Consider the following 22,971-nt stretch of genomic DNA (forward strand, 5'->3'; position numbering starts at 1 on the left):
GGCGTAGGTCATGAGTGCCAGTGACAAGCCCCGGCTCGCTGGCCGGCAACCCTCCTCCGCGGTGGGGTGCCCCGGGTGACGACCTGGTCGGCGCCGCAGCGGCGTCGGCAAGCGCGGATCCCGGGTGTCCCGAGGGTCCACGAGGCCCTCAGGAGCCCCGATGTCCACGCACCACACCGCCCTCGTCGCCGCCGGCCACGCCGGCCCCTCCCTGCTGACCCGGTCCCTGCCCGCCGTCGTCGCGCCCGACCCGGTGCCCGTCGTGTCCGGGTCGCTCGTCGAGTACGCCCAGCTCGACCACGCCGCCTCCACCCCGGCGCTCGAGTCGGTGGTCCGTGCGGTCGCGACGGCCACCCGCACCTACAGCTCGGTGCACCGCGGCACCGGATGGCTCTCGCGGGTGACGAGCGCCCACTACGAGGCCGCCCGTGACGAGGTCGCGCGCTTCGTCGGGGCCCGCGCCGACGACCTCGTCGTCCTCGTGCGCACCACGACCGAGGCGACCAACCTGCTCGCCCGCGCGCTGCCGCCGCAGACGCCGGTCGTCGTGTTCGACACCGAGCACCACGCCTCGCTGCTGCCGTGGCCGGCCGCCTCCACGCACCGGCTCCCGGTGCCCGCCTCGCCGGAGGAGGCGCTCGGCCGCCTCGAGTCGACACTCGCCGGCCTCGCGGGCGGGCCGACCCCGCTCGTCGTCGTCACCGGTGCGTCGAACGTGACCGGCGAGCTCTGGCCGGTCGAGCGCCTCGTCGCCGTCGCCCGCCGGCACGGCGCCCGGGTGTTCCTCGACGCCGCGCAGCTCGTCGCGCACCGGCCGGTCGACCTCTCCGCGCTCGACGTCGACTGGGTCGCGTTCTCGGGGCACAAGCTGCACGCCCCCCACGGCGCCGGCGCACTCGTCGGGCGGGCCGACTGGCTCGACGCCGCCGAGCCCCACCTCGCTGGTGGAGGGGCCAGCGCGGCGGTCTCGGCGGAGGGCGTCACGTGGGCCACGGGCGCGGCGCGCCACGAGGGCGGCAGCCCCAACGTGCTCGGGGCAGTGGCGCTCGCCGCCGCGTGCGCGGCGCTGCGCACCCACCGGGCCGCGGTCGAGGCGCACGAGGCGCGGCTCGGGGCCCGGCTGCTCGAGGGGCTCGCGGGCATCCCCGGTGTGCGCGTGCACTCGCTCTTCGGCGCCGACCACCCGCGGGTTCCCGTCGCGGCCTTCACCGTCGACGGCCTCGACAGCCACCTCGTCGCGGCGGCGCTGTCCGCCGAGCACGGCATCGGGGTGCGCGCGGGCAAGTTCTGCGCGCACCGGCTCGTCGACGCGCTCCTGGCCCGGGACGGCGACGGCGCGGTGACGGCGGTCCGGGCGAGCGCCGGCCTCGCGACGACCGACGAGCACGTCGAGCGGCTGCTCGCCGCCGTGGCCGCGCTCGCGGCGGACGGGCCGGGCGTCGCGTACGTCGAGGAGCCGGGGCGGGGCTGGGTGCCGGCCGACGACCCGCGCGACCTCGACGTGTCGCTGCCCTGGTGAGCAGGGGTCCGGGTGCGGCTCAGCGGCGCACGAGGTGCAGCGCGCGCCGCGGGCAGGCCGTGACCGCCTCGCGCGCGAGGGTCAGCTGGTCCTCGGCGACCGGACCGAGGACGACCGGGTAGCCCCACTCGTCGAGCGCGATCCGCTCGGGCAGCAGCTCGGCGCACAGCCCGCGGGCGCGGCAGTCGGGCCAGTCGACCCGCAGCTCGTGGCCGCCCTCCGGCGTCGGGGCGCTCATGCGACCCTCACCGGGACGTCGGCCGTGCAGCCGCACGCGCCGACCAGGTGCTCGTCCACGCGGTCGGCGAGCGTCGTCAGGAGGCTGCGGACGAGCCGCGAGGTGCCGTCCGGGTGGGCGCAGGCACCGCGCCCGGTCACGAGGCCGGTCAGCTCCTGCACCCGGCGTCGGGTGTCGGCGCCCTCGGCGAGCCCGCGCATCTCCTCGGCGAGGGCGGGCAGCCCGTTGCGGCAGGGGCCGCAACGGCCGGCGGTCTCGTCGGCGAGGTAGCTCGTCCACTGCGCGGTGCGCGCCACCGGGCACGACCCGTCGGCGAGCGAGACGACGGCACCGGCGCCGAGGCTCGCCCCGAGCGAGCGCAGGTGCGCCTGCGACCACGTGAGGGAGGGCAGGTCGCGCGGGTGCAGCCACGCCCCGTGGAAGCCGCCGACGAGCAGCGGCGCGGCGAGGGCGGCGGCGTCGAGCACCTGCCACGCGCGGGCCCCGTGCTCGACCTCGACGACCGTCGCGACGTCGATGCGGCCGCGGTGGTCGGCGGGCCGGGTCAGGGTGAGGAGCGTCGTGCCCGGCTCGTCGGCGGTGCCGAGCTCGGCGTACCGGCGGGGGCCGACGAGCGCGGCCGCGGCCAGGTGAGCCCACGACTCGGCGTTGGACAGCAGCGTCGGCCGGCCCTTGTGGCCGTCGACGGCCTCGGGCGCCCACGCGGTGACCGGCAGCCCGGGGCGGCCGGCCATCAGCTCGAGGACGGCGCGCGCCTGACCGGCGACGAAGCGTCCCTCGGCGACGTGGGTGGTCCACGTGACGCGCGAGTCGCCGCGCTCGCCGACGGCGTCGAGCACGGCCCGGCCGATGAGGGGACGGTCCTCGGAGGTGACCACGTGCACCCGGCGCGCGCCGAGCGCCCGGGCCGCGAGCTCCGCGCCGTCGAGGACGAGGTGCGGGACGATGCCGAGCAGCGCCTCGTCCTTGGCGCTCGCGGGCTCGCCCTCGGCCGCGTTGACGACGAGGACCGGGCGCCGCGACGGGCGCAGGCCGCGTCCGTCGGCGACGGTGCGCAGCTTGCGCGCCAGCGGGAAGCCGGCGCCGCCGCGCCCACGGACCGACCCGGACTCGGCGAGCCCGACGACCGCGTCGAGGTCGAGCCGCGGCAGGTCACCGAAGCGCGCGCGGTGGGCGCGCAGCGAGAGGCCGTCGTCGACGCCCGAGAGCAGGAGCGGCCCGGGGCGGACGTGGACGCGGGCCGGCGGACGGATGGTCATCGACGGCCCCCGTCGACGGTGAGGGTGCGGACGGGGGAGGGGGCGACCCGGCGCTCGCCGCGGCTCCGGCGCCGCGCGAGCAGGACGGCGACGACGCGCCCGAGGACGGCGACGACGACGGCCGCGACGCAGGCGGCGGTGATGGCGACCGACCACCCGAGGGCGGCGTCGGTGCCGATGCCGAGGCCGTGGACGACGCCGGCGACCCACGCCGCGTACGTCGTGAGGTGCAGGACGAACCAGAGCCGGTGGGGCAGGCGGGAGCGGGCCAGCGAGGTCGCGACGACGACGACGGTGAGGTCGAGGGCGAGCGTCCCGAGGCCGAGCCAGAGCGGCTCGTACGTGGCGCCGAACGGGACGACCGCCTGCCACCACCGGATGTCGACGAACTCGTCGACGACCGCGACGACCGCGTGCGCGAGGAGCAGCAGGACGGAGACGGCGGCGAGGCCGCGGTGCAGCCCCTGCGTGACGAATCGCGGCCACCACCGCGACACCGACCGGCCGGTCGCGAGCACGCCGAGCACGACGGTCAGCGTGAAGACGACGACGAGCACGATCCCGGTGCCGCGGTTGAGGTACCAGAGCAGCGGCGAGGTCATCGGGGGTCCTCCAGGTGGGCGGCCCGCCAGGCGGGCGTGGTGGTGACGGTGCCGTCGTGGGCGACGAGCCGGGCGGCGACGGCGTGGTCGGCGAGCCAGCCCTCGGCGTCCTCGCCGAGGACGACGGCGGCCGTCGAGGCGGTGTTGGCGGCGCACGCGGTGGCGCCGAGCGCGGTGACGGTGCGCCAGGGTCCGCCGGCCGGGGCGCCGGAGCGAGGGTCGACGATGTGGTGCCACTGCCGGCCGCCGCGGCGCCAGCGCCGCGCCGAGACGCTGGAGGTTGCGAGGCCACCGGGCCCGACGTGGACGACGAGCTCGTCGCCACCGGCCTCGAGGTCGGCGAGGCTGTGCCCCAGGCGGACCGGCTGCGTGGACGGCGGGAGGTCGTTCGGCGCGTGCACGCGGACGTCGCCGCCGACGCTCACGAGGACGGGGACCTCGAGGCGCTCGACGACGGTGAGGGCGGCGAGGTCGGCCGCCCAGGCCTTGCCGGTGGCGCCGAGGTCGAGCGAGGCCCCCGGCGGCACCGTGACGGTCGTGTCGTCGACGTGGACGTCCCGCCACGAGCCGGGGCGCGTCGGCAGCGAGGCCGGGCTCGGGTCGTCACCGGGGACGAGGGCGTAGGTGCGGTCGTAGCCCGCGCCGATGAGGACCTCGCCGAGGGTGGGGTCGACCAGCCCGTCGGTCTCGCGGGCGGCCTCGAGGGCGACGCGCACGGCCCCGGCGAGGACGGGGGAGACGACGACGGGACGGCCGGGGCTCGCGTTGGCCAGCGAGAGGTCGCTGTCGGCGCGGAAGCGGCTGCACGTCCCGTCCACCTCGTCCAGCACACCGGCCACGAGGTCGACGACCGCGTCCATTGCGTCCGGCGTCGTGCGGACGTCGACGTACGTGCCGAGGGCCCGCCACGTGGCCGCCCCGTGCTCGGGGTGGAGGCGGAGGGTGTCCGGCACCTCCACCGCGGTCATGACCCGGTGCTCGGCGGGGGCGGCGGCGGGGGCGGGGGAGCCGGCGCGGGCGCCGGAGCGGAGGAGCCGCCACCCGAGGACGAGCCGCCACCGGAGGACGAGCCGCCGCCACCCGAAGAGGAGGAGCCGCCGCCCGAGGAGGAGGAGCCGCCGCCCGAGGGGGCGCTCCAGCCGCCGCCGACCCGGGCGCTGCCGGAGGCCGCGGCGCGGACGACCGTCGTCCTGCCGACGACCTTCTTGTGCTTGCGCTTCTTCTCGACGACGACGGGGTGGTCCTTCGCCCAGGCGACGAGCTGGTCGTGGTACTCCTGGGCCGCCTTGGCGTCGGCCTCGGCCTGGTGCTGCGCCTTGACGGCGTCGGCGGCGGCGGTCTCGCGCGCCACGGCCGCGGTCGCTGCACCGGTCGCCGCGACCGCGGCGGTCGCGAGCGCTCCGCTGAACACCGTGAGGAGGGCACGCGACCGGTCGCGCTGTCCGCGGCTGAGCAGGGGTTTCACCGGGGGACTCCTCGGGGTGTCGAGCGGGGGCAGGGTGTCTCGCTGCCCTCCACGATCCCGCAGCCCGGCGCAAGGCGGGGTCATCCCGGTGTTAAGGGAGGGTCATGTGGCCGTCCGGCCGATGCCCGGGATCCTCCCTTAACCCGCTCTTATCCCACGGACGACCCGGGCTTGACGCGCGCGGGAGGACGATGGGCGACGCAGCACCTGCTGTGCCCGCGCTCCGCACCCTGCCCCGGAGGTCCCCCGTGTCCCTCACGACCACCATCGCGACCGGCACCCTCGTCGGCGGCCTCCTGGCCGTCGGCGTGTACGCCGCGACGGCGCCGTCGGACCAGGTCGCCGCGACCGTCAAGGTCGCCCCGTCCTACCCGCCGGTCCCGACGCCGACCGTCACCCACCTCGCCGGCTGCACGAAGCCGGCGAAGCTGGAGCACGGCGTCTGCGTCACGCACGTCCCCGGCCCGACGATCACCCTGCCGGCCCGCGTGGTGGCCGCCGCCCCCGCCCGGACCGTGTCGCAGCGCACGAGCGCGCCGACGACCGGTCCGGTGCAGCGCCCCGCCGCGACCCACGCCCCGACGACCGGCCCCACCGCCGGCGACGACGACGGGGACGACGAGCACGAGGACGAGGGCGAGGACCACGGCGACGAGCACGAGGACCACGGCGACGAGGACCACGGCGGCGAGCACGACGACGACTGAGCCGCGTCCCCTCCCGGCGGGAGGGACGCGCGGGTCAGGCGCGCTCGGCGGTGGGCAGGGCCACCGTGACGCGCAGGCCGCCGAGGTCGGAGCGGCCGAGCTCCACCTCGCCGCCGGCCTGCTCCGCGAGCCGGTGGACGATGGCGAGGCCGAGACCGGTCGAGCCGCCGGCGCTGTGCCCCCGGCCACGCCAGGGCAGGGGCATCCCGGGCCCGGCGTCCTCGACGGCGACGAGCACCCGGTCGGTGCCCTCGCGAGCGACCGAGACCCGGACGTCGGCTCCCTCCGGTGTGTGGGCGAACACGTTGTCCAGCAACGTGTCGACGAGCTCCGCGAGGTCGCCGTCGGCCATCCGGACCGGGGCGGTGCCGCCGGCGTCGACCAGCTCCAGCCGGCGTCCCTGGTCGTCGGCGAGCGGCTCCCAGAACGCGACGCGCGCGGCGACGACCGGCCCGGGCGACGTCCGCGGGTCGAGCTCGGCGCTCACCGAGCGCCGGGCCTCGCGCACGACGTCGTCGATGCTGCGCTGCAGGTGCTCGACGTGCACGCGCAGGCGCTGCGCGACCTCGGGGTCGGCCACGAGGTCGGTGTCGAGCCGCAGCGCCGTGACCGGGGTGCGCAGGCGGTGCCCGAGGTCGGCGACGACCTCCCGCTCGGCGCCGACCAGGTCGTCGATGCGGTCGGCCAGCGCGTTGAGGGCCCGGCCCAGCTCGGCCGTCTCGGGCGGTCCGCCGGGCACGGCGCGGGCGCTCGCGTCGCCCTCGCGCAGCCGGTGCGCGACCTCGGCCACCTCGACGACGGGCACGCTGACCCGCCGTCCGAGGTTCCACGCCGCCGCCACCGAGAGCCCCACGAGCACGACGCCGAGCGCGCCGATGGTCAGCCAGGCCTCCGGCACGCCCGCGCGCAGCTCGTCGTCGGTGACGCTGGCGACGACGACGTCGAGCCCGCCGTCGGTCGCCACGGGGGCCAGCGCGTCGAGGCCGCCCTCGCGGGCGACGGTGAAGGCCGCCTTCTGCTGCCGGGCGCGCTCGACCGACGCGATGCTCGTGCCCGCGGCGAGCGAGTCCTCGCCGACGAGCCCGCCGTCCGGCTCGACGACGACGACGCGCGGCCCCTGCGCCGAGACGTCGGCGACGGTGCGCTGCAACGTGGCCGGGTCCGCGAGGGTCGCGACGAGGCGGGCGACGCTCTGCGCCTGCTCGCGCGCGCGGGTCGTCGCGCGGTCCGAGGCGATGTTCGCCACGAGGAAGCACAGCGGCACGACGAACGCGACGACGACGGCCGACGTCGTCGCGGCGACGAGCCACGCGATGCGGCGGGTCATCAGCCCTCGTCGGGCGCGGGGGCGTCGGCCGGGGCCGCGAGCCGGATGCCCACCCCGCGGACGCTTTGCAGGTACCCGGGATGAGCCGCGCTCTCGCCGAGCTTGCGCCGCAGCCACGACAGGTGGACGTCGACCGTGCGCTCGCCGCCTCCGTAGGGCTGGTTCCAGACGTCGGCCAGGACGTCGCGCTTGCTGACGACCTCCCCGGCGTGCTGGGCGAGGTAGTGCAGCAGGTCGAACTCGCGGCGCGAGAGCTCCAGCTGCTCGCCGCGCAGGGTCACCTCGCGCGAGGCCGGGTCGATCGTCAGCTCGCCGACCTCGAGGACGGCCTCGCCGGGGTCGCTCCCGGTGCGCCGCAGGACCGCCCGCATCCGCGCCTCGAGCTGGTCCATCCCGAAGGGCTTGACGACGTAGTCGTCGGCGCCGGCGTCGAGGGCCCGCACGACCGACGGGTCGTCGTCGCGGGCGGTGACGACGATGACCGGCGTCTGCCGCACGGCCCGCAGCATCGTCAGGAGGCTGTGGCCGTCGAGGTCGGGCAGCCCGAGGTCGAGCAGGACGACGTCGGGCTCGTCGGCGAGGGCCTGCTGGAGTCCGTCGAGGCCGGCGCGGGCGCTGGAGACGGCGTGCCCCCGGTCGCCGAGCGACCGGACGAGCGAGGAGCGGATCGAGGGGTCGTCCTCGATGACGAGCACGTGTGCCACAGTGTGCACGGTAGAGCAGGGACGGGGTGACGCGCGTGGGCACCACACGACGCCAGCTGGTGGTGATGGTCACGGGCTGGGTCCTCGTCGTCCTCGTCGTCGGGGGAGCGACGTTCGCCGTCGTGTCGCGCGCGGGCGACGAGGTGGGGCAGGCGTCCGCGCTGCGGTCCGTCGCCGCCGCCGTCCCCGAGCCCTCGGCCTCGCGCTCCGACCGGCCCTCGCGCACAACGGCATCCGACCCTCCCACTCCTGACGGGTCCGAGGAGCCGGAGCCCTCCGAGGACCCGTCCGCGCAGCCCTCGTCCTCCGCTCCGGCCTCCACGCCGACCCGGACGTCGACACCCGCCCGAACCCCCTCGCCGGCGGGCACCACGAGCCCGCCCCGGCCCCCCGCCCCGCAGACCCGCACGGCGTCGTTCACGACGGTCGCCGGCACCGTCGTCGCGTCGTGCACGGGCTCGACGGTCCGCCGCGAGTCGATCACCGCCCGCGACGGGTGGCGCTTCGAGGACCAGGTCGAGCGGGGCCGCCTCGAGGTGCACTTCGCGCGGGCCGGCGGCGAGGGGTCCGAGGACGAGCCCGGTGAGACCGAGGGCGACGCCGACGACGAGGTCGAGCTGGCCGTCGTCTGCGTCGACGGTGCCCCCACCCGCCGGTCGCACTAGCCTGCGCAGGGTGACCACCGCGATCGTCACCGACTCCACCGCCTACCTCTCGCCGGCCGACCTCGAGGGGCTGCCGGTGCGCGTCGTGCCGCTCCACGTCGTCATCGGCGGGCGCGAGCACCGCGAGGGCGTCGACGTGCGCTCGGACGAGGTGGCGGCCGCCCTGCACTCGTTCACCCCCGTCTCGACCTCGCGCCCGGCCCCGGCCGCGTTCGCCGAGGCCTACAAGGCCGCGGCCCGCGACGGCGCCGACGGCATCGTGTCGGTGCACCTGTCCGGGGAGCTGTCGAGCACCGTCGCCGGGGCCGGGCTCGCGGCGGAGGCCTCGCCGGTGCCGGTGACGGTCGTCGACTCGCGCGCCCTCGGGATGGTCATGGGGGAGGCCGTGCTGGCCGGCGCGCGGGCGGCCGTCGGCGGCGCGTCGCTCGAGGAGGTCGCCGACGTCGTGCGGCGGACCTGCGAGGGCGCGAGCGTCGTCTTCTACGTCGACACGCTCGAGTACCTGCGACGCGGCGGGCGGATCGGGCGGGCCGGCGCACTCGTGGGGTCCGCGCTGTCCATCAAGCCGATCCTCGGGCTGCGCGAGGGCCACATCGTCCCGCTGGAGCGGGTACGGACGTCGAGCCGGGCCATCGCCCGCCTCGAGGAGATCGCCGTCGAGGCGGCGGAGGCGGCCGAGACGTCGGGTGCGCCGGGGGTCGACCTCGCGGTGCACCACCTCGACTCCGCCGAGCGCGCCGAGAGCCTCGCGGGGCGGCTGCGGGCGCGGGTGCCCGCCGCGGTTGTGCGCGTCGTCGAGCTCGGGGCGGTCGTCGGGGCGCACGTCGGCCCGGGGACGCTGGCCGTCGCCGTCGTGCCCCGCGTCGGCGGATGACCGGGCTCGGCGGCCCGCTGCTGCTCGTCGCGCTCGCGGTACTGGGGTTCCTCGTCGGGTCGGCCAACGTCGCGACGGTCGTGGCGCGGGCGCTCGGGGCCGACCTCCGGCACGCCGGGTCGGGCAACCCCGGCGCGACGAACGCCGGGCGCGTGCTCGGCCGGCGGTGGGGCGCGCTGGTCCTCGTCCTCGACGTCCTCAAGGCCTTCGTCCCCACGCTCCTCGTGCTGCTGTGGAGCGGCACGCTGCCGGCCCTCGTCGTCGCGGGGGCCGTCGTCCTCGGGCACGTCTACAGCCCGTTCCTCGGCGGGCGCGGCGGCAAGGGCGTGGCGAGCGCGCTCGGCGGCCTCCTCGCGGTGGCGCCGTGGGTGGCCCTCGCGGCGGTGCTCGTGTTCGTCGTGGCCCTCGTCGCCCTGCGGCGGGTGGGGGAGGCCTCGGTCGTCGCGACCGGCTTCCTCGCGCTCCTCGGCGCGCTCGCCGCGGGAGGGCTCGCGGCGACGGGCACGGTCGGGCTGGCGCGCGGCGAGGGGGTGTGGCTCGTCCTGGTGTCGGTGCTCGTGCTCGCCCGGCACCGGCGCAACATGCGCGCGGCGTGGGGTCGGGTCCGGGGGCGTCGGGCCCGCTGACGCCCGGCGCCCGGCGGGCGGTCGTCCACAGGCGGGCCGGGCGCGCTCCGTCGTCCACAGATCGACGGCGGCCCGGTGCCGCGGGAGCGCGGGCTGCCTAGCGTCGGGGGATGCGCCAGCGCCCCGACCCCGACGCCCTCTCGCCCCGGGCGAGCGCCTGGCTGCGCTCCCGCTCCCGGTCGGCGGGATGGGTGCCGCAGGCGCCGAGCGCGACCGACGCCGACGACGAGCCGGGGGCCGACGAGGACGGCGACCGTGACGAGGACCGGCGGCGGGTCCGGCTGCCCACGACCCTGCAGGACGCGCGCTGGCAGCCGGGGCGCTCGGCCGTGCTCGGTGTCGTCGTCCTCGCGCTGCTCGCGGCGCTCGTCCTCGGGCTGCGCGTCGCGAGCGCGGGGTCGGACGGCGACGTCGTCGCGCCCGGGGGCGGTGCGCGCGCCGGCCCGGTCGGGGTGACGGCGGGGGCCGTCGACGTCGGGGTGCCGACCGCGTCCGCGTCGTCGACGTCCTCCACGTCGCCGTCGCCGTCCGGCGATGTCGTCGTGCACGTCGTCGGCCGCGTCCGCCGCCCGGGGGTGCGGTCCCTGCCGGCCGGCTCCCGGGTGGCCGACGCGGTCGACGCCGCCGGCGGTGCGACGGGTGGCGCGGACCTCTCGGCCGTCAACCTCGCGCGCGTGCTGGTCGACGGCGAGCAGGTGAGGGTGCCGGCCGAGGGGGAGACCCCGGTCGCCCCGCCCACCGCGCCGGGAGGTGGTGGCGGGAGCGGGGGCGCGTCGGGCGCTCCGGCCGTCCCGGTCTCGTTGAGCACGGCCGACGTCGGCACGCTCGACGGGCTGCCGGGCATCGGGCCGGTGCTCGCCCAGCGGATCGTCGACTGGCGCACCGCGCACGGCCGGTTCTCGAGCGTCGACGAGCTCGCCGAGGTGAGCGGCATCGGCGAGAAGCTGCTCGAGCAGCTGCGCCCGCTGGTCGTGCCGTGACCGCGGCTCCGACCCGCCGCACGGTCGAGGCGGGGGACGTGCGGCTGCTCGGCCCCGCCGTCCTCGCGTGGGCGGTGGCCGCCGTGACGCTCGGGTTCGGCTGGGGCGCACGGCTGGTGGTGGTCGGCGTCGCGCTCGCGGCCTGTCTGACCCTCCACGCGTGGGTGCGGGCCGTTCGCCGGCCGAGCGGGCGTGCGGCGACGTGGCGGTGGCCGGTCACGCTCGCCGTCGTCCTCGTCGCGCTGCTGCAGGTGTCGGCGGTCGCGGCGACGGTCGTGCGCGAGCGGGGCGGCGTGCGCGAGCTCGCCGCCGGCCGGGCGGTGGTCACCGCCGACGTGCTCGTCACGGGCGAGGCGGTCCGGGTGGCCGCGCGCGACGGGTCGGCACGATTCGTCCGCGCCGGCACCGTGCAGCGGCTGACCGGTCGCGGGAGGACGGCCACGACGTCGGCGCCCGTCCTCCTCGTCGGGGGCGAGGTGCTCCTCGGCCCGCGCTGGCACGAGACGGTCCGGGTCCGCGGCCGGCTGGGGCCGATGGACCCGGCCGACGACCGGGTCGCGACGCTCGCCGTGTCCGGGCGGCCGGTGTCGCTCGCGCCCCCGGGTGTCGTCGCTCGGGGCGCCGAGCGGCTGCGCGCCGGGCTGCGCCGGGCCGTCGACGGCGCGCCGGCCGACGCGCGCGGCCTGCTGCCCGGCCTCGTCATCGGCGACACGAGCCGCACCCCGCCGGACCTCACCGAGGCGATGCGCGCCACCGGGATGACCCACCTGACCGCCGTCTCCGGCAGCAACGTCGCCGTGGTCACCGGCCTCGTCCTCGGCCTGTGCGCCGTGGTCGGCGTGCCGCGCCGCCTCCGGCCGGTGCTCGCCGGGCTGGCCCTCGCGGGCTTCGTCGTCCTCGCCCGACCGGAGCCGAGCGTCGTGCGCGCGGCCGCGATGGGGGCGATCGGGCTGCTCGGGCTCAGCCGGTCGCGGCGCTCGGCCGGGCTGCCGGTGCTCGGGGGAGCGGTCGTCCTCGTGCTCGTCCTCGACCCCTGGCTGGCCCGCTCGTACGGCTTCGTCCTGTCGACGCTCGCGACGCTCGGGCTGCTCCTCTTCACGCGGCCGTGGGGCGAGGCGGTGGGGCGCCGGCTGCCCCGACGCGTCGCGCCGCTCGGGCCGGCGCTCGCCGTCCCCGTCGCCGCGCAGGTGATGACGGCCCCCGTCGTCGTGCTGCTCCAGGGGTCGGTCAGCGTCGTCGGGGTGCTCGCGAACCTCCTCGCCGCACCGCTCGTCCCGCCGGCCACCGTCGCGGGGGTGGCGGCGTCCCTCGTCTCGCTCTTGTGGGCGCGCGGCGCCGAGCTCGTCGCGTGGGTCGGGGTGGTGCCGACGACCGGCATCGCGCGCATCGCGCGGACGACCGCCGAGGTGCCGGGCGGCACGCTGCCCTGGCCGGACGGGCCGCCGGGCGCGCTGCTGCTGGCCGGGCTGCTCCTCGTCGTCGTCCTCACGGGTCGCGCTCTCGTCGCCGGCGCCGCGCGCCGGCCGGTGGCCGTGCTTGGCGTGGCGCTCCTCGCGCTGGCCGCCCTCCTGCCGACCCGGATCGTCACGTGGCCGCCCGACGGCTGGCGGGTCGTCGTATGCGACGTCGGCCAGGGCGACGCCGTCGTCCTACGCAGCGGGCCCGGTCGCGGGGTGCTCGTCGACGTCGGGCCCGACCCCGCCCTCGTCGACGGCTGCCTCGACCGGCTCGACGTCACGACCCTCGACGCGGTGGTCCTCACGCACTTCCACGCCGACCACGTCGACGGGCTCGCCGGCGCCCTGCGCGGCCGCACCGTGCGGCAGGTGCTCGTCGGCCCGGTCGCCGAGCCGGCGTCGGCCGCTGCGCTCGTCCGGCGCACCGCGGCCGGGGCGGGCATCCCGGTCGGCGTCCTCCACGCCGGTGACCGGGTCCGGCTCGGGGAGGTCGACGCGGTGGTCTGGAGCCCGTGGCGCCGCATCGCCGAGGGGTCGGTCCCCAACAACGCGAGCGTCGTGCTCGCGGCCCGCACCGGCGATGTCGACGCGCTGCTCCTCGGCGACGTCGAGCGCGAGGCGGCGCACGACCTCCTGCTGCGCCTGCGCCGCGACCCGGCGATGGCGGCGGCCGCCCGCGGGTTCGAGCTCGTCAAGACGCCGCACCACGGCTCGGCCAACCTCGACGAGGGGCTGATGGCCGCCGTCCGTGCGCCCGTCGCGGTCGTCAGCGTCGGCGCCGACAACGACTACGGGCACCCGACGCCGGCGCACCTCGCGCTGCTGCGGCGGCTGGGCTCGGCGGTCTACCGCACCGACCAGCGTGGCGACGTCGCCCTCGTCGAGCGGCGCGACGGGCTGCGGGTGGTCACCGCGCGCTGACCGCGCGTCAGATCGAGAAGGTCGGCTCCGGCTGGCGGACCGTCGGCGCCGTCGACTGCGACCCGGCGCTCTCAATGAGCGCCTCCAGCGTGGCCCGGACCGCCGGCACGCGCCCGAGGTCGGGGGTCGTCAGGGCCGTGATGGTCCGGCGCGACGCGGGCTCCATCGGGAGCGCGACGACCTGGTCGTGGTGGACCGTGCGCAGGATGAGGTCGGGGATGAGCGCCACGCCGAGCCCCTCGGCGACCAAGCCCATGACGGCGACGTAGTCCTCGGTCTCGTAGGCGACGTCCGGCCGGAACCCGGCGGCGTCGGCGAGCTGGACGAGGTGCCCCCGGCAGCGCGGGCAGCCGGCGATCCACGGTTCCTGCGCGAGCTCGGCGAGGTGGGCCGTCGCCTCGTGCGCCGCCGGGTGCTCGCGCGGCATCGCGAGGCGCACCTCGTCCTCGAGCAGCGGGGTGACGACGAAGGCGTCGAGGTCCTCCTCGCCGCGCGTGGCGTCGGTGCCCTCGTAGGAGAAGGCGATCGCGAGGTCGCACTCGCCGGCGCGCAGGGCGGCGATGCTCTCGGGCGGCTCGGCCTCGGTGAAGGTGATGTGCACGTCGGGGAAGCGCTGCTTGACGAGCGAGAGCGCCCGCGGCACGAGGGTCGCCGAGGCCGACGGGAAGGCCATGAGCCGCACCCGGCCGCTGCGCAGCCCGGCGATGGCCGCCACCTCCTCCTCGGCGGCGTCGAGCGCGGCGAGCACCGGGCCGGCGTGGCGGGCGAGCACGCGGCCGGCCTCGGTGAGCCGCACGTTGCGCCCGACCCGCTCGACGAGCACCGTGCCGGTGCGCTGCTCGAGGCGGCGGACCATCTGCGAGATGGCCGGCTGGGTGTAGCCCAGCGAGGCGGCGGCGGCGGTGAAGCTGCCCTGCTCGGAGATGGCCCGCATGACGCGGAGGCCGGCGGCGTCGATCATGGGCTCATCCTATAAGCGGGCGTTATCGACCGGCCTGGTCTCGCAACGCGGCGTCATCCGCGGCCGCTCCCCGGGGCGGTGTCGGCGGCGCGGGGGATACTGGCGCCATGCCGGAGACCCCCAGCGCGCCCCCCGGCGCGACGCTGCGGCTCGCCGGGCGCGACGAGGTCGGCCGCACCCCCGACTGGGCGACCCGGCCGCTGCCGCCCGAGGCCCGCGAGCCCGCCGCCGTCGCGCGGCTCGCCGACCTGCTGCGCGCGCACCCCGGCACCCTCGTCCTCTCCGGGGCCGGGATGTCCACCGACTCCGGCATCCCGGACTACCGGGGCCGCGACGGCACCCGTCGGGTGATGCCGATGCAGCACGGCGAGTTCTGCGCCTCGAGCGAGAACCGGCAGCGGTACTGGGCGCGCTCGTTCGTCGGCTGGCAGCGCTTCTCGCGCGCCGAGCCCAACCGCGGCCACCACGCCGTCGCCGCGCTCCAGGAGGCGGGGCTGCTCGGCCCGGTCATCACCCAGAACGTCGACGGCCTGCACCAGGCGGCCGGCTCGCACGACGTCACCGAGCTTCACGGCACCCTCGCCGAGGTCGTCTGCCTGACCTGCGACGACCGCACCGGCCGCGAGGAGCTCCAGGCGCGGATGGCCGCCGCCAACCCCGGCTTCGAGGAGCGGGTGCGCGGCGAGGCGCCGGACGGCTCGCAGGTGAGCAGCCAGATCCGGCCGGACGGTGACGTCGTCCTGCCCGAGGACGCCGTGGCCGGCTTCCGGCTGCCGCTCTGCCTCGTCTGCGGCGCCGACACCCTCAAGCCCGACGTCGTGTTCTTCGGCGGCTCGGTGCCGCGCGAGCGGGTCGACACCTGCTTCGCGCTGACCGACGCCGCGCCCGCGCTGCTCGTCCTCGGCTCCTCGCTCGCCGTGATGTCGGGGCTGCGGTTCGTCCGGCACGCCGCGCGCCGGGGCATCCCCGTGGCGGCCGTGACGCGGGGCCCGACCCGTGGTGACGAGCACATGGCCCTGCGGGTCGACGCGCCCCTCGCCCCGACGCTCGAGCAGCTGCTGCGCGACGGGGCGGCCGCGTGACCGAGGCCGAGATCCGTTCCGCCACACCGGCCGACCTGCCAGGCATGGCCGTCATCTACAACGACGCCGTCCGGCACACCGTCGCCACGTTCGACCTCGAACCGCGCCCCGACGACCACTACGCCGACCGCGTCGCGTCCACCCGACCCGGTGACCACGTCCTCGTCGCCGTCGCGCCCGACGGCGACGTGCTCGGCTACGCGTTCTCGGGCACCTACCGGCCGCGCGCGGCGTACGACGGCACCCGCGAGGTGTCGGTCTACCTCGCCGACGCCGCTCGCGGGCAGGGCCTCGGCCGCCGGCTCTACGCCGAGCTGCTGCGGCGGGTCGACGCCGACGGCGTGCACACGTGCGTCGCCGTCATCGCCCAGCCGAACCCGGCGAGCGAGGCGCTGCACCGCGCGCACGGGTTCGAGCACGTCGGCACGCTCCGCGAGGTCGGGTTCAAGCTCGGGCGCCGCGTCGACACCGCATTCTGGCAGCGCCCGCACCCGGACGGGCGCTGAGCGCCGGCGTCACTCGGGGCGCACGTCGTGGATCGGCTCCTTCGGGAGGCGCTTGACCTTGCGCGTGCGCCGGCGGCGGCTCGGGATCATCGAGCGCATCTCCTCGAGCTTGCCGAAGCAGAGCATCCGGTCGCCGGCCTCGAGCACGTGGTGGCTGTTGGGGTTGGGGATGACCATCGTCCCGCGGTGCAGCGTCAGCGCGGTGATGTCACGCTCACGAAGACCGCTGTCGCCCAACGACTTCCCGACGAGGTCGGATGCCTCGTGCACCGCGATCTCCGCCACGCCGTAGCCCGTCGAGACGGTGAGGCGCTGGCGCACGTCGATCTCGGGGAAGGCGACCTGGTTGTCGATGTGGTCGATGATCGCGCCCGCGACGTCGAGCTTCGTCGCGGTCTCGATGCCCTCGAGGCCGGGGGAGGAGTTGACCTCCATGACCTGCGGCCCCTCGTCGCTCTCGAGCATGTCGACACCGGCGACCCGCAGGCCCATGATCTGCGCGGAGCGGACGGCGGCGCGCTCGAAGTCGGGGTCGAGCTCGACCGGCTCCACCGACCCGCCGCGGTGCACGTTGGACCGGAACTCGTCACCCTTGGCCACCCGGCGCATCGCGGCGACGACCCGGTCGCCGACGACGAGCGCGCGGATGTCGCGGCCCTTGCTCTCCTTGACGAACCGCTGGATGAGCACGTTCTGCTTCGTCGACTGCAGCGTCTCGATGATGGCCTCGGCGGTCTTCATCTCCGGGGCGAGGATGACCCCGATGCCCTGGGTGCCCTCGAGGAGCTTGATGACCACCGGCGCGCCGCCGACGCGCTCGATGGCGGGGATGACGTCGGCACGGTCGCGGACGAAGGTCGTCGGCGGCATCCCGATGTTGTGCCGCGACAGGATCTGGGTGGCGCGCAGCTTGTCCCGCGAGTTCGCGATGCCCCACGAGGTGTTCGGCGTGTAGACGTCCATCTGCTCGAACTGCCGCACGACGGCGGTGCCGAAGTAGGTGATGGAGTTGCCGATCCGCGGCAGGATCGCGTCGTACGTCGAGAGCCGCTTGCCCCGGAACTGCAGGTCCGGCTCGTCCCCGGACAGGTCGATGCCGAAGCGGAGGGTGTTGAGGACCTTGACCTGGTGGCCACGGTCCTGGGCGGCGGTGCGCAGGCGCTGCGTACTGTACGAGCGAGGCGCGCGGGAGAGGATCGCGAGCTTCATGGTTTCCCGACGGGAGAGGACGGATGACGGACAGCCATTCCTACACCCTCGCGGGCTGGCGCGAGTGGGTCAGCCTCCCGACGATCGGCGTGCCGTGGGTCAAGGCCAAGCTCGACACCGGCGCGCGGTCCTCGTCCATCCACGCCTTCGACCTCGAGGACCTCGAGCGCGACGGCGAGCGGTGGGCCCGCTTCCGCATCCAGCCGTGGCAGCGCTCCGAGGCCGACGCCGTCCAGTGCGAGTGCCCGGTGCTCGACGTGCGCGAGGTCCGCTCGTCCTCCGGCCACGCCGAGGAGCGGCTCGTCGTCGCGATGGACCTCGTCCTCATGGGCCGCACGGTCGCCGCCGAGATGACGCTCGCGCGGCGCGACGAGATGGGCTTCCGGATGCTCGTCGGCCGCGAGGCGCTGCGCCAGGGCTTCGCCGTCGACCCCGGCCGCTCCTACCTCGGCGGCCGCCCACCGCTCGCGATGCGCCGGCGCAACCGGGGGAAGGCCTGATGGCCCGGCGCCCCCTGCGCCCCTCGTTCGAGATCGGCCACGTGCGCGTGCGGGCCGGGCGCACGCAGTCGGTGTCGCTGCCGATCACCCGCCTGGTCACCGGCGCCGACGTCGAGCTGCCCGTCCGGGTCGTCCACGGGCGCGAGGAGGGGCCGACCGTGTGGGTCGACGCCGCCATCCACGGCGACGAGGCCGTCGGGGTCGAGGTGGTGCGACAGGTCGTCGCCGGGCTCGACCCGAAGACGTTCTGCGGCACCCTGATCGCCGTCCCCATCGTCAACGTCCTCGGCTTCTCGGCGGGGCAGCGTTACCTGCCCGACCGCCGCGACCTCAACCGCTCCTTCCCGGGCTCGCCGCGCGGCTCGCTCGCCGGGCGCATCGCCCACCTGTTCATGACCGAGGTCGTCGACAAGTGCGAGGTCGGCATCGACCTGCACACCGGCTCGGACCGGCGCACCAACCTCCCGCAGGTGCGCGCCGACCTCGAGGACCCGCGCACCCGCGCGCTCGCCGAGGCCTTCGCGGCCCCCGTCATGCTCAACGCCAGGCTGCGCGACGGCTCGCTCCGGTACGCCGCCCGCGAGCGGGGCGCCACCGTCCTGCTCTACGAGGCCGGCGAGGCGTGGCGGATGGACCGCTGGGCCGTCGACGCCGGCGTGCTCGGCGTGCGCCGCGTGCTCGCCGCGCTCGGGATGACCGAGCCGGTCGCCGAGGACCCGCCGGCGCCCTCGGCGGTCTCGTTCCGCAGCGGCTGGGTGCGGGCGCGCGGCACCGGCATGCTCCACCTCGAGGTCGCGCTGGGGGAGCGGGTCGAGCGCGGGGCGCGCCTCGGCGGCCTCTTCGACTCGCTCGGCAAGCGGGTGCGCCTCGTGCACGCCGACCGGTCCGGCATTGTCATCGGGCGCACCGAGGCGCCGCTGGTCAACTCCGGCGACGCGGTCGTCCACATCGCCGAGGTCGAGGACTGACGCCGGCCGGCCTCAGACCCGGCGCAGGACCGCGGTGACCTTGCCGAGGATCGTCGCGTGGTCGCCGTCGATCGGCTCGAAGGCCGGGTTGTGCGGCATGAGCCAGACCTTGCCGTCGCGCCGCTTGAAGGTCTTGACGGTCGCCTCGTTGTCGAGCATCGCCGCGACGATGTCGCCGTTCTCGGCGGTGGGCTGCTGGCGGACGACGACCCAGTCGCCGTCGCAGATGGCCGCGTCGACCATCGAGTCGCCGACGACCTTGAGCAGGAAGAGGCTGCCCTCGCCGACGATCTGCTTCGGCAGCGGGAAGACGTCCTCGACGACCTCCTCGGCGGTGATCGGCACACCGGCGGCGATCCGGCCGAGGACCGGGACGTAGGAGGCCTCGGGGCGCTCGTCGCCCTCGCCGGTGACGTCGACCACCTCGTCGGGCTCGGGGCGGCGGTAGCCGGAGCCCTGGCGGTCGGGGGAGACGACCTCGATGGCGCGTGGCCGGTTGGGGTCGCGCCGCAGGAAGCCCTTGCGCTCGAGCGCCGAGAGCTGGTGGGCGACCGAGCTGGGGGAGGTGAGCCCGACGGCCTCGCCGATCTCGCGCATGCTCGGCGGGTAGCCGTGCCGGTCGACGGCGTTGCGGATGACCTCGAGGATCTTGCGCTGGCGGTGGGTGAGGTCCCCGCCGTCGCCGCGGTCGGGCATCTCGTGGATGTCGGCGTTCCTCGGACGTGCCATCTCGACCCCTTCGCTGCGGCCGCCCCGTGCCGACGGGGGGCCTGACCGGTGTTTTCGCAGGTCAGACGGTCTGTCGGTGGTGACATGCAGTCTGATCTGCATGCGGACATCCTACGAGCGACGGGCGTCGAACTCAAACATGTGTTCGACGCGTGTCTTGTCCGCCTCGAACGTGCGTGCTATAACTCGTACAGACGTTCTATCGAACACCGGTTCGACGGTGGCCCCGGCCGCCGGGATGGAGGACATGATGAGCGCGATCGCCTGGGACCCCACCGACCTCGGCCCCACCCGCCCCGTGCCGCCGCGCCGCCCGCGGCTGGTCGTCCTCGAGGGCGGTGGCCAGGGAGGCCGTGCGGCGCGCGCCGCGCAGCCGGCCCTGCGGATCACCCGCCGCGGCCGCCTCGTGCTGCTCGTCCTCGCGACGCTCGCGCTGACGGCCGTCCTCGGCCTGCGCGGCCTCGGGGGCGCCGGCGCGGTCGAGCCCGCGCACACCGTGTCGGTCTCGCCCGGCCAGACACTGTCCGAGATCGCGGCCCGCGAGCTGCCCTCGATGTCGATCAGCGACGGCATCGTCGCCATCCAGCTGGCCAACGGCCTGAGCACGGCCCAGGTCCGCGCCGGCCAGCAGCTGGTCGTCCCCGCGGGCTGAGCCGCCGCGGGGGCGCCCGGTCGGGCGCGCCACGATCCCCGAGTCCCTCGACCCGACTCGGACGCCGGAGGGCGTCGTCTCCCGTGCAGGAGAGACGGCGCCCTCCGTGCTGTGCACCGGCAGGCCGCTGTCAACGCGCCACGCTCGGCCGAACGGGGGAGGTCGCATCCCCCGAGACGTCGGACCTCCCGGTCCCATCGGCCCGCCGGTCGCGTGCGGCGCTGCGCGACCCTCCTGTGCACCAACAGACTTCATGACATGCGGACACGTCGTCGCGGCTCCTACCGCCTCACCCACCACCCGGTCGTCCAGTGCGGCGGCCAGGGCCGGTGGCTCTGGTCGTGCGGCTGCGGAGCGCGCGGGTCCGCCACCTCGGGCGGCTGGCACGGTGCCTACACGGCGGCACTCGTGCACCACAGCCTGAGCCCCGGGGAATGAGACGTGCGGCCCGGGGATACACAGAGGGTCCCCGGGTCGCACCCCTCGTCGTCGCTGGCTCTCCACCGACGCGACGACGGAGCGGGCGGCGCTGGCTGTCGCCTGCAGGGAGGCCGCGGCCCCGCGCCGTCGGGGATCGCAGGTCCCCCCACTCCGACCCCCGACCGGGTCCGGGTGGGGGGATCGGCCGTCCCCCGCCGGCTTAGGCCAGGGCCTTGCGCATCACGAGGCGTGGCATCCCGCTCGCGGTGGCGTCGGTGACGCCGACCTCCTCGAAGCCGGCCCGCGCGAACATCGCCCGTGTCCCGACGAAGGCCATCGTCAGGTCCATCCGCCGCTCGCCGGGGTCGACCGGGTGCGCCTCGACCGCCGGCGCCCCCTGTGACCCCGCCCAGGCCACGGCGCCCTCGATGAGGTGCGCCGTCACGCCCTGGCGCCGGTGGCCGCCGCGGACGACGACACAGACGATGCTCCACACCGGGACGTCGTCGACCGGGTGGATCCTCGTCGAGTGCACGAGGCGCGGGATGTCGCTGCGCGCGCCGATGTTGCACCACCCGACCGGGACGCCGTCGCGGTAGGTGACGACCCCCGGGGGCACCTCGCGCTCGCAGAGCCGGCGGGCGGCCTGCTCACGGCTGCCCTCGCCGAACTCGTCGATCTCGCGCTGCCGCAGCCGGTGCGAGAGGCACCAGCAGTGCGTCGCCCGGCGGTTGGGGTTGACCACGTCCGCGAAGTCGTCGAAGCGGTCCGGCGTCACGGGGTGGGTCTCCCAGGTGGTCATGCCGCAGCCAAGCACCGCGCACCGACACCGCGCCACCCGCGCTCCGTAGGGTCGGGGCGTGCGCATCGTCAGTCTCATCCCCTCGGCCACCGAGATCCTCTTCGCCCTCGGGGCGGGTGACGACGTCGTCGGGGTGACCTTCGAGTGCGACGTCCCGCCGGAGGCCCGCTCGCGCCGGGTCGTCTCGACCTCCGCGCTGCCCGAGGGGCTGACCCCCGGCGAGATCGACGCCGCGGTGCGGGCCGCCGTCGAGCGCGGCGAGGACCTCTACCACCTCGACGCCGGCGCCCTCGCCGACCTCGACGCCGACCTCGTCGTCACCCAGGACCTCTGCGCCGTCTGCGCGCTCGACGTCTCGACCGTCGACGCCGCGCTGCGCCACCTCGGCTGCCGGGCCGAGGTGCTCACCGTCGACCCGCACACGCTCGAGGAGGTGCTCGCCTCCATCGGCGCGGTCGGGGCGGCGGTCGGCCGCGAGGCGGAGGCCGCGGCCCTCGTCGCGACGCTGCGGCATCGCCTCGACACCGTCCGTGCCCGCGTGGCCGGACGCCGGCGGCCGCGCGTCGCGGTGCTCGAGTGGACCGACCCGCCGTTCGCGCCGGGGCACTGGATCCCCGAGATGGTGCAGCTGGCCGGGGGCGAGTGCGTCCTCGGGGCGGCGGGGGAGCGGTCGGTCGCCATCGGGTGGGCGGACCTCGCCGCATCCACACCGGAGGTCGTCGTCGTCGCGCCGTGTGGTTACGACCGCGAGGGGGCGCAGCGCCAGGCCGACGGGCTCGTCGCCGCGGGGGTGCTGCCCGACGGCGTCACCGTCCACGCGGTCGACGCGGACGGGCTGTGGGCGCGGCCGGGGCCGCGGCTCGTCGACGGCGTCGAGGAGCTGGCGGGCCTTCTGCACCCGCGCGGGTGAGCGCCGGGGTCAGTGGCGGCGCAGCCGGTGGTCCTCGTCGTCGTGCGCGCCCTGGGTGCGACGCCCGAGCGCCGCGACGCCGACGAGGAGGAGGTCGAGCAGCGGCGAGGCGGGGCCGTGCCCCGGGTCGCGGCGCGAGGTCGCGCCCTCGGTGTACCGGCCCAGAGGACCTTCCATGGTGTAACCCATCACGTGTCCTCCCAGACGCGTCGTCCCCGGCTTCTCCCTGACATTCACCACGGTCGCATCAGGATTTGGTCAAGGAATGGCAAAGGCGGCGCGTCCCGGGTGTTCGGCGGTGCAGACCTGGCCGAACGGACGATGCCCGTATCACCGCGCGCGCCGCGGCCTCCTGAGGGCCATGAGCACCTCCCGTCGGCGGACCGCCCGCCGCAGCCACCACCCGGTCGTCGGGTGCGACGCCCGCGGCCGGTGGCACTGGGAGTGCGGCTGCGGGGCCGGCGCGCGGGGGAGCGCGGGGCCGAACGACTGGCACGGCGCCGTCATCGCGGCGCTGGTCCACCAGGGTGCCGCGCCGGGGGAGTGACCCCCAGATCTGGTGCCTCAGGCGTCACACCCGTCCCACTGGTGGTGGTGCGACACGCCGTGGACCGTCGTCGCGGAGGGGTCCGCACCCCCGCTGACCTGCGCAAACAGCCGAACGGCCGATCTTCGAGCTCCCCCTGTTGCGTCGCGGGTCACACGGATGGCACGATGAGCCACAACATCTAGTTGTACCCGGCCATCAGGTTGGTGACAGGCGGCTGGTCGGTGGGAGTCCGCCGAGGGCGGTGTGGCGTCGCTGAGTGTTGTACAGCTCGAGCCAGGGGGCAAGGGCGTCGGCGCGGGCTTGGTTGCTGGTGAAGACCTGCCGGTAGGCCCATTCGG

At 76.4% G+C, this 22,971-nt stretch carries 28 protein-coding genes and 1 riboswitch; of the genes, 15 read left to right on the forward strand and 13 right to left on the reverse strand.

Features of this window, described 5'->3' with window-relative positions; all coding sequences use genetic code 11:
- The first annotated feature begins 6 nt into the window (after positions 1 to 6).
- A riboswitch (SAM riboswitch) is annotated at positions 7 to 120 on the forward strand.
- Between the two features lie 40 nt (positions 121 to 160).
- Entirely contained in the window at positions 161 to 1,519 is a 1,359-nt protein-coding gene (locus KMZ30_RS20170; RefSeq protein ID WP_215511333.1) for an aminotransferase class V-fold PLP-dependent enzyme, read from the forward strand.
- Between the two features lie 19 nt (positions 1,520 to 1,538).
- Here KMZ30_RS20170 and KMZ30_RS20175 read toward each other — a convergent pair whose 3' ends face one another.
- The 5 genes from KMZ30_RS20175 to KMZ30_RS20195 are packed head-to-tail and all read right to left on the reverse strand — an operon-like array spanning position 1,539 to position 5,083.
- The gene (locus tag KMZ30_RS20175) at positions 1,539 to 1,757 is read right to left on the reverse strand and encodes a ferredoxin (protein ID WP_215511334.1); all 219 of its coding nucleotides are present in this window, start codon (positions 1,755 to 1,757) and stop codon (positions 1,539 to 1,541) included.
- Positions 1,754 to 3,016 carry an NADH-ubiquinone oxidoreductase-F iron-sulfur binding region domain-containing protein gene (locus tag KMZ30_RS20180; protein ID WP_215511335.1) on the reverse strand — a complete coding sequence of 421 codons (1,263 nt, stop codon included), beginning with the start codon at positions 3,014 to 3,016 and terminating at the stop codon, positions 1,754 to 1,756. Before KMZ30_RS20180 ends, KMZ30_RS20175 begins: the two co-directional genes overlap by 4 nt.
- Positions 3,013 to 3,618 (reverse strand): ferric reductase-like transmembrane domain-containing protein, encoded by a 606-nt coding sequence (locus KMZ30_RS20185; protein ID WP_215511336.1) that lies wholly within the window; start codon positions 3,616 to 3,618, stop codon positions 3,013 to 3,015. Before KMZ30_RS20185 ends, KMZ30_RS20180 begins: the two co-directional genes overlap by 4 nt.
- A complete protein-coding gene (locus KMZ30_RS20190) occupies positions 3,615 to 4,586 on the reverse strand; it encodes an FAD:protein FMN transferase (protein ID WP_215511337.1) in 972 nt (323 codons plus the stop codon). The genes KMZ30_RS20185 and KMZ30_RS20190 overlap by 4 nt, the downstream gene beginning before the upstream one ends.
- Positions 4,583 to 5,083 carry a hypothetical protein gene (locus tag KMZ30_RS20195; protein ID WP_215511338.1) on the reverse strand — a complete coding sequence of 167 codons (501 nt, stop codon included), beginning with the start codon at positions 5,081 to 5,083 and terminating at the stop codon, positions 4,583 to 4,585. Before KMZ30_RS20195 ends, KMZ30_RS20190 begins: the two co-directional genes overlap by 4 nt.
- 248 nt (positions 5,084 to 5,331) lie before the next feature.
- On the opposite strand from KMZ30_RS20195, the gene KMZ30_RS20200 reads away from it, so the two are divergent.
- A complete protein-coding gene (locus KMZ30_RS20200; protein ID WP_215511339.1) occupies positions 5,332 to 5,790 on the forward strand; it encodes a hypothetical protein in 459 nt (152 codons plus the stop codon).
- 34 nt (positions 5,791 to 5,824) lie between these two features.
- Here the strand turns inward: KMZ30_RS20200 and KMZ30_RS20205 are convergent, their stop codons facing one another.
- Both KMZ30_RS20205 and KMZ30_RS22555 read right to left on the reverse strand, forming a co-directional pair.
- Positions 5,825 to 7,117: a HAMP domain-containing sensor histidine kinase gene (locus KMZ30_RS20205; RefSeq protein ID WP_215511340.1), complete on the reverse strand. Its 1,293-nt coding sequence runs from the start codon at positions 7,115 to 7,117 to the stop codon at positions 5,825 to 5,827.
- Complete coding sequence (locus KMZ30_RS22555; protein ID WP_215511341.1) at positions 7,117 to 7,821, reverse strand: response regulator transcription factor; 705 nt, start codon at positions 7,819 to 7,821, stop codon at positions 7,117 to 7,119. Before KMZ30_RS22555 ends, KMZ30_RS20205 begins: the two co-directional genes overlap by 1 nt.
- A gap of 35 nt (positions 7,822 to 7,856) precedes the next feature.
- Between KMZ30_RS22555 and KMZ30_RS20215 the strand changes: the two genes are divergently transcribed.
- From KMZ30_RS20215 to KMZ30_RS20235, 5 genes are all read left to right on the forward strand, one after another.
- A complete protein-coding gene (locus tag KMZ30_RS20215; protein ID WP_215511342.1) occupies positions 7,857 to 8,486 on the forward strand; it encodes a hypothetical protein in 630 nt (209 codons plus the stop codon).
- Between the two features lie 10 nt (positions 8,487 to 8,496).
- Positions 8,497 to 9,360 (forward strand): DegV family protein, encoded by an 864-nt coding sequence (locus tag KMZ30_RS20220; RefSeq protein ID WP_215511343.1) that lies wholly within the window; start codon positions 8,497 to 8,499, stop codon positions 9,358 to 9,360.
- A complete protein-coding gene (locus KMZ30_RS20225; protein WP_215511344.1) occupies positions 9,357 to 9,986 on the forward strand; it encodes a glycerol-3-phosphate acyltransferase in 630 nt (209 codons plus the stop codon). Before KMZ30_RS20220 ends, KMZ30_RS20225 begins: the two co-directional genes overlap by 4 nt.
- Before the next feature lie 110 nt (positions 9,987 to 10,096).
- On the forward strand, positions 10,097 to 10,966 hold the full coding sequence (locus tag KMZ30_RS20230; RefSeq protein ID WP_215511345.1) for a ComEA family DNA-binding protein: 870 nt from the start codon (positions 10,097 to 10,099) through the stop codon (positions 10,964 to 10,966).
- The gene (locus KMZ30_RS20235; RefSeq protein ID WP_215511346.1) at positions 10,963 to 13,344 is read left to right on the forward strand and encodes a ComEC/Rec2 family competence protein; all 2,382 of its coding nucleotides are present in this window, start codon (positions 10,963 to 10,965) and stop codon (positions 13,342 to 13,344) included. The genes KMZ30_RS20230 and KMZ30_RS20235 overlap by 4 nt, the downstream gene beginning before the upstream one ends.
- A gap of 7 nt (positions 13,345 to 13,351) precedes the next feature.
- On the opposite strand, the gene KMZ30_RS20240 is transcribed toward KMZ30_RS20235, so the two are convergent.
- On the reverse strand, positions 13,352 to 14,305 hold the full coding sequence (locus KMZ30_RS20240; protein ID WP_215511347.1) for a LysR family transcriptional regulator: 954 nt from the start codon (positions 14,303 to 14,305) through the stop codon (positions 13,352 to 13,354).
- Between the two features lie 107 nt (positions 14,306 to 14,412).
- On the opposite strand from KMZ30_RS20240, the gene KMZ30_RS20245 reads away from it, so the two are divergent.
- Together KMZ30_RS20245 and KMZ30_RS20250 are read left to right on the forward strand one after the other, a co-directional pair.
- Positions 14,413 to 15,387 carry an NAD-dependent protein deacetylase gene (locus KMZ30_RS20245; RefSeq protein ID WP_215511348.1) on the forward strand — a complete coding sequence of 325 codons (975 nt, stop codon included), beginning with the start codon at positions 14,413 to 14,415 and terminating at the stop codon, positions 15,385 to 15,387.
- On the forward strand, positions 15,384 to 15,893 hold the full coding sequence (locus KMZ30_RS20250; RefSeq protein WP_215511349.1) for a GNAT family N-acetyltransferase: 510 nt from the start codon (positions 15,384 to 15,386) through the stop codon (positions 15,891 to 15,893). Before KMZ30_RS20245 ends, KMZ30_RS20250 begins: the two co-directional genes overlap by 4 nt.
- Before the next feature lie 9 nt (positions 15,894 to 15,902).
- Here KMZ30_RS20250 and KMZ30_RS20255 read toward each other — a convergent pair whose 3' ends face one another.
- Positions 15,903 to 17,102, reverse strand: a complete 1,200-nt coding sequence (locus tag KMZ30_RS20255; protein ID WP_030528090.1) for a RimK family alpha-L-glutamate ligase — start codon at positions 17,100 to 17,102, stop codon at positions 15,903 to 15,905.
- 23 nt (positions 17,103 to 17,125) lie between these two features.
- Here KMZ30_RS20255 and KMZ30_RS20260 point away from each other — a divergent pair, with 23 nt between their 5' ends.
- Together KMZ30_RS20260 and KMZ30_RS20265 are read left to right on the forward strand one after the other, a co-directional pair.
- The gene (locus tag KMZ30_RS20260; protein WP_215511350.1) at positions 17,126 to 17,602 is read left to right on the forward strand and encodes an ATP-dependent zinc protease family protein; all 477 of its coding nucleotides are present in this window, start codon (positions 17,126 to 17,128) and stop codon (positions 17,600 to 17,602) included.
- Positions 17,602 to 18,570 (forward strand): succinylglutamate desuccinylase/aspartoacylase family protein, encoded by a 969-nt coding sequence (locus KMZ30_RS20265; RefSeq protein ID WP_215511351.1) that lies wholly within the window; start codon positions 17,602 to 17,604, stop codon positions 18,568 to 18,570. The genes KMZ30_RS20260 and KMZ30_RS20265 overlap by 1 nt, the downstream gene beginning before the upstream one ends.
- A gap of 12 nt (positions 18,571 to 18,582) precedes the next feature.
- Here the strand turns inward: KMZ30_RS20265 and lexA are convergent, their stop codons facing one another.
- Positions 18,583 to 19,299 (reverse strand): transcriptional repressor LexA, encoded by a 717-nt coding sequence (gene lexA, locus KMZ30_RS20270; protein WP_215511352.1) that lies wholly within the window; start codon positions 19,297 to 19,299, stop codon positions 18,583 to 18,585.
- A gap of 250 nt (positions 19,300 to 19,549) precedes the next feature.
- Here lexA and KMZ30_RS20275 point away from each other — a divergent pair, with 250 nt between their 5' ends.
- Positions 19,550 to 19,951: a LysM peptidoglycan-binding domain-containing protein gene (locus KMZ30_RS20275; RefSeq protein ID WP_215511353.1), complete on the forward strand. Its 402-nt coding sequence runs from the start codon at positions 19,550 to 19,552 to the stop codon at positions 19,949 to 19,951.
- Positions 19,952 to 20,209: 258 nt separating this feature from the next.
- Positions 20,210 to 20,389, forward strand: a complete 180-nt coding sequence (locus KMZ30_RS20280) for a hypothetical protein (protein ID WP_215511354.1) — start codon at positions 20,210 to 20,212, stop codon at positions 20,387 to 20,389.
- A gap of 202 nt (positions 20,390 to 20,591) precedes the next feature.
- On the opposite strand, the gene KMZ30_RS20285 is transcribed toward KMZ30_RS20280, so the two are convergent.
- Positions 20,592 to 21,173: a GNAT family N-acetyltransferase gene (locus KMZ30_RS20285; protein WP_215511355.1), complete on the reverse strand. Its 582-nt coding sequence runs from the start codon at positions 21,171 to 21,173 to the stop codon at positions 20,592 to 20,594.
- A 58-nt stretch (positions 21,174 to 21,231) separates the two neighbouring features.
- On the opposite strand from KMZ30_RS20285, the gene KMZ30_RS20290 reads away from it, so the two are divergent.
- Positions 21,232 to 22,083 (forward strand): ABC transporter substrate-binding protein, encoded by an 852-nt coding sequence (locus tag KMZ30_RS20290; protein WP_215511356.1) that lies wholly within the window; start codon positions 21,232 to 21,234, stop codon positions 22,081 to 22,083.
- A gap of 9 nt (positions 22,084 to 22,092) precedes the next feature.
- Here the strand turns inward: KMZ30_RS20290 and KMZ30_RS20295 are convergent, their stop codons facing one another.
- On the reverse strand, positions 22,093 to 22,260 hold the full coding sequence (locus KMZ30_RS20295) for a hypothetical protein (RefSeq protein WP_215511357.1): 168 nt from the start codon (positions 22,258 to 22,260) through the stop codon (positions 22,093 to 22,095).
- Between the two features lie 184 nt (positions 22,261 to 22,444).
- Here KMZ30_RS20295 and KMZ30_RS20300 point away from each other — a divergent pair, with 184 nt between their 5' ends.
- Positions 22,445 to 22,630: a hypothetical protein gene (locus tag KMZ30_RS20300; protein ID WP_215511358.1), complete on the forward strand. Its 186-nt coding sequence runs from the start codon at positions 22,445 to 22,447 to the stop codon at positions 22,628 to 22,630.
- 198 nt (positions 22,631 to 22,828) lie between these two features.
- Here the strand turns inward: KMZ30_RS20300 and KMZ30_RS20305 are convergent.
- The coding region (locus KMZ30_RS20305) for an integrase core domain-containing protein (protein ID WP_215512587.1) at positions 22,829 to 22,971 on the reverse strand (143 nt) is incomplete at its 5' end.

Source organism: Phycicoccus mangrovi (genome assembly GCF_018729305.1).
GTDB classification, from domain to species: Bacteria; Actinomycetota; Actinomycetes; order Actinomycetales; family Dermatophilaceae; genus Phycicoccus; species Phycicoccus jejuensis.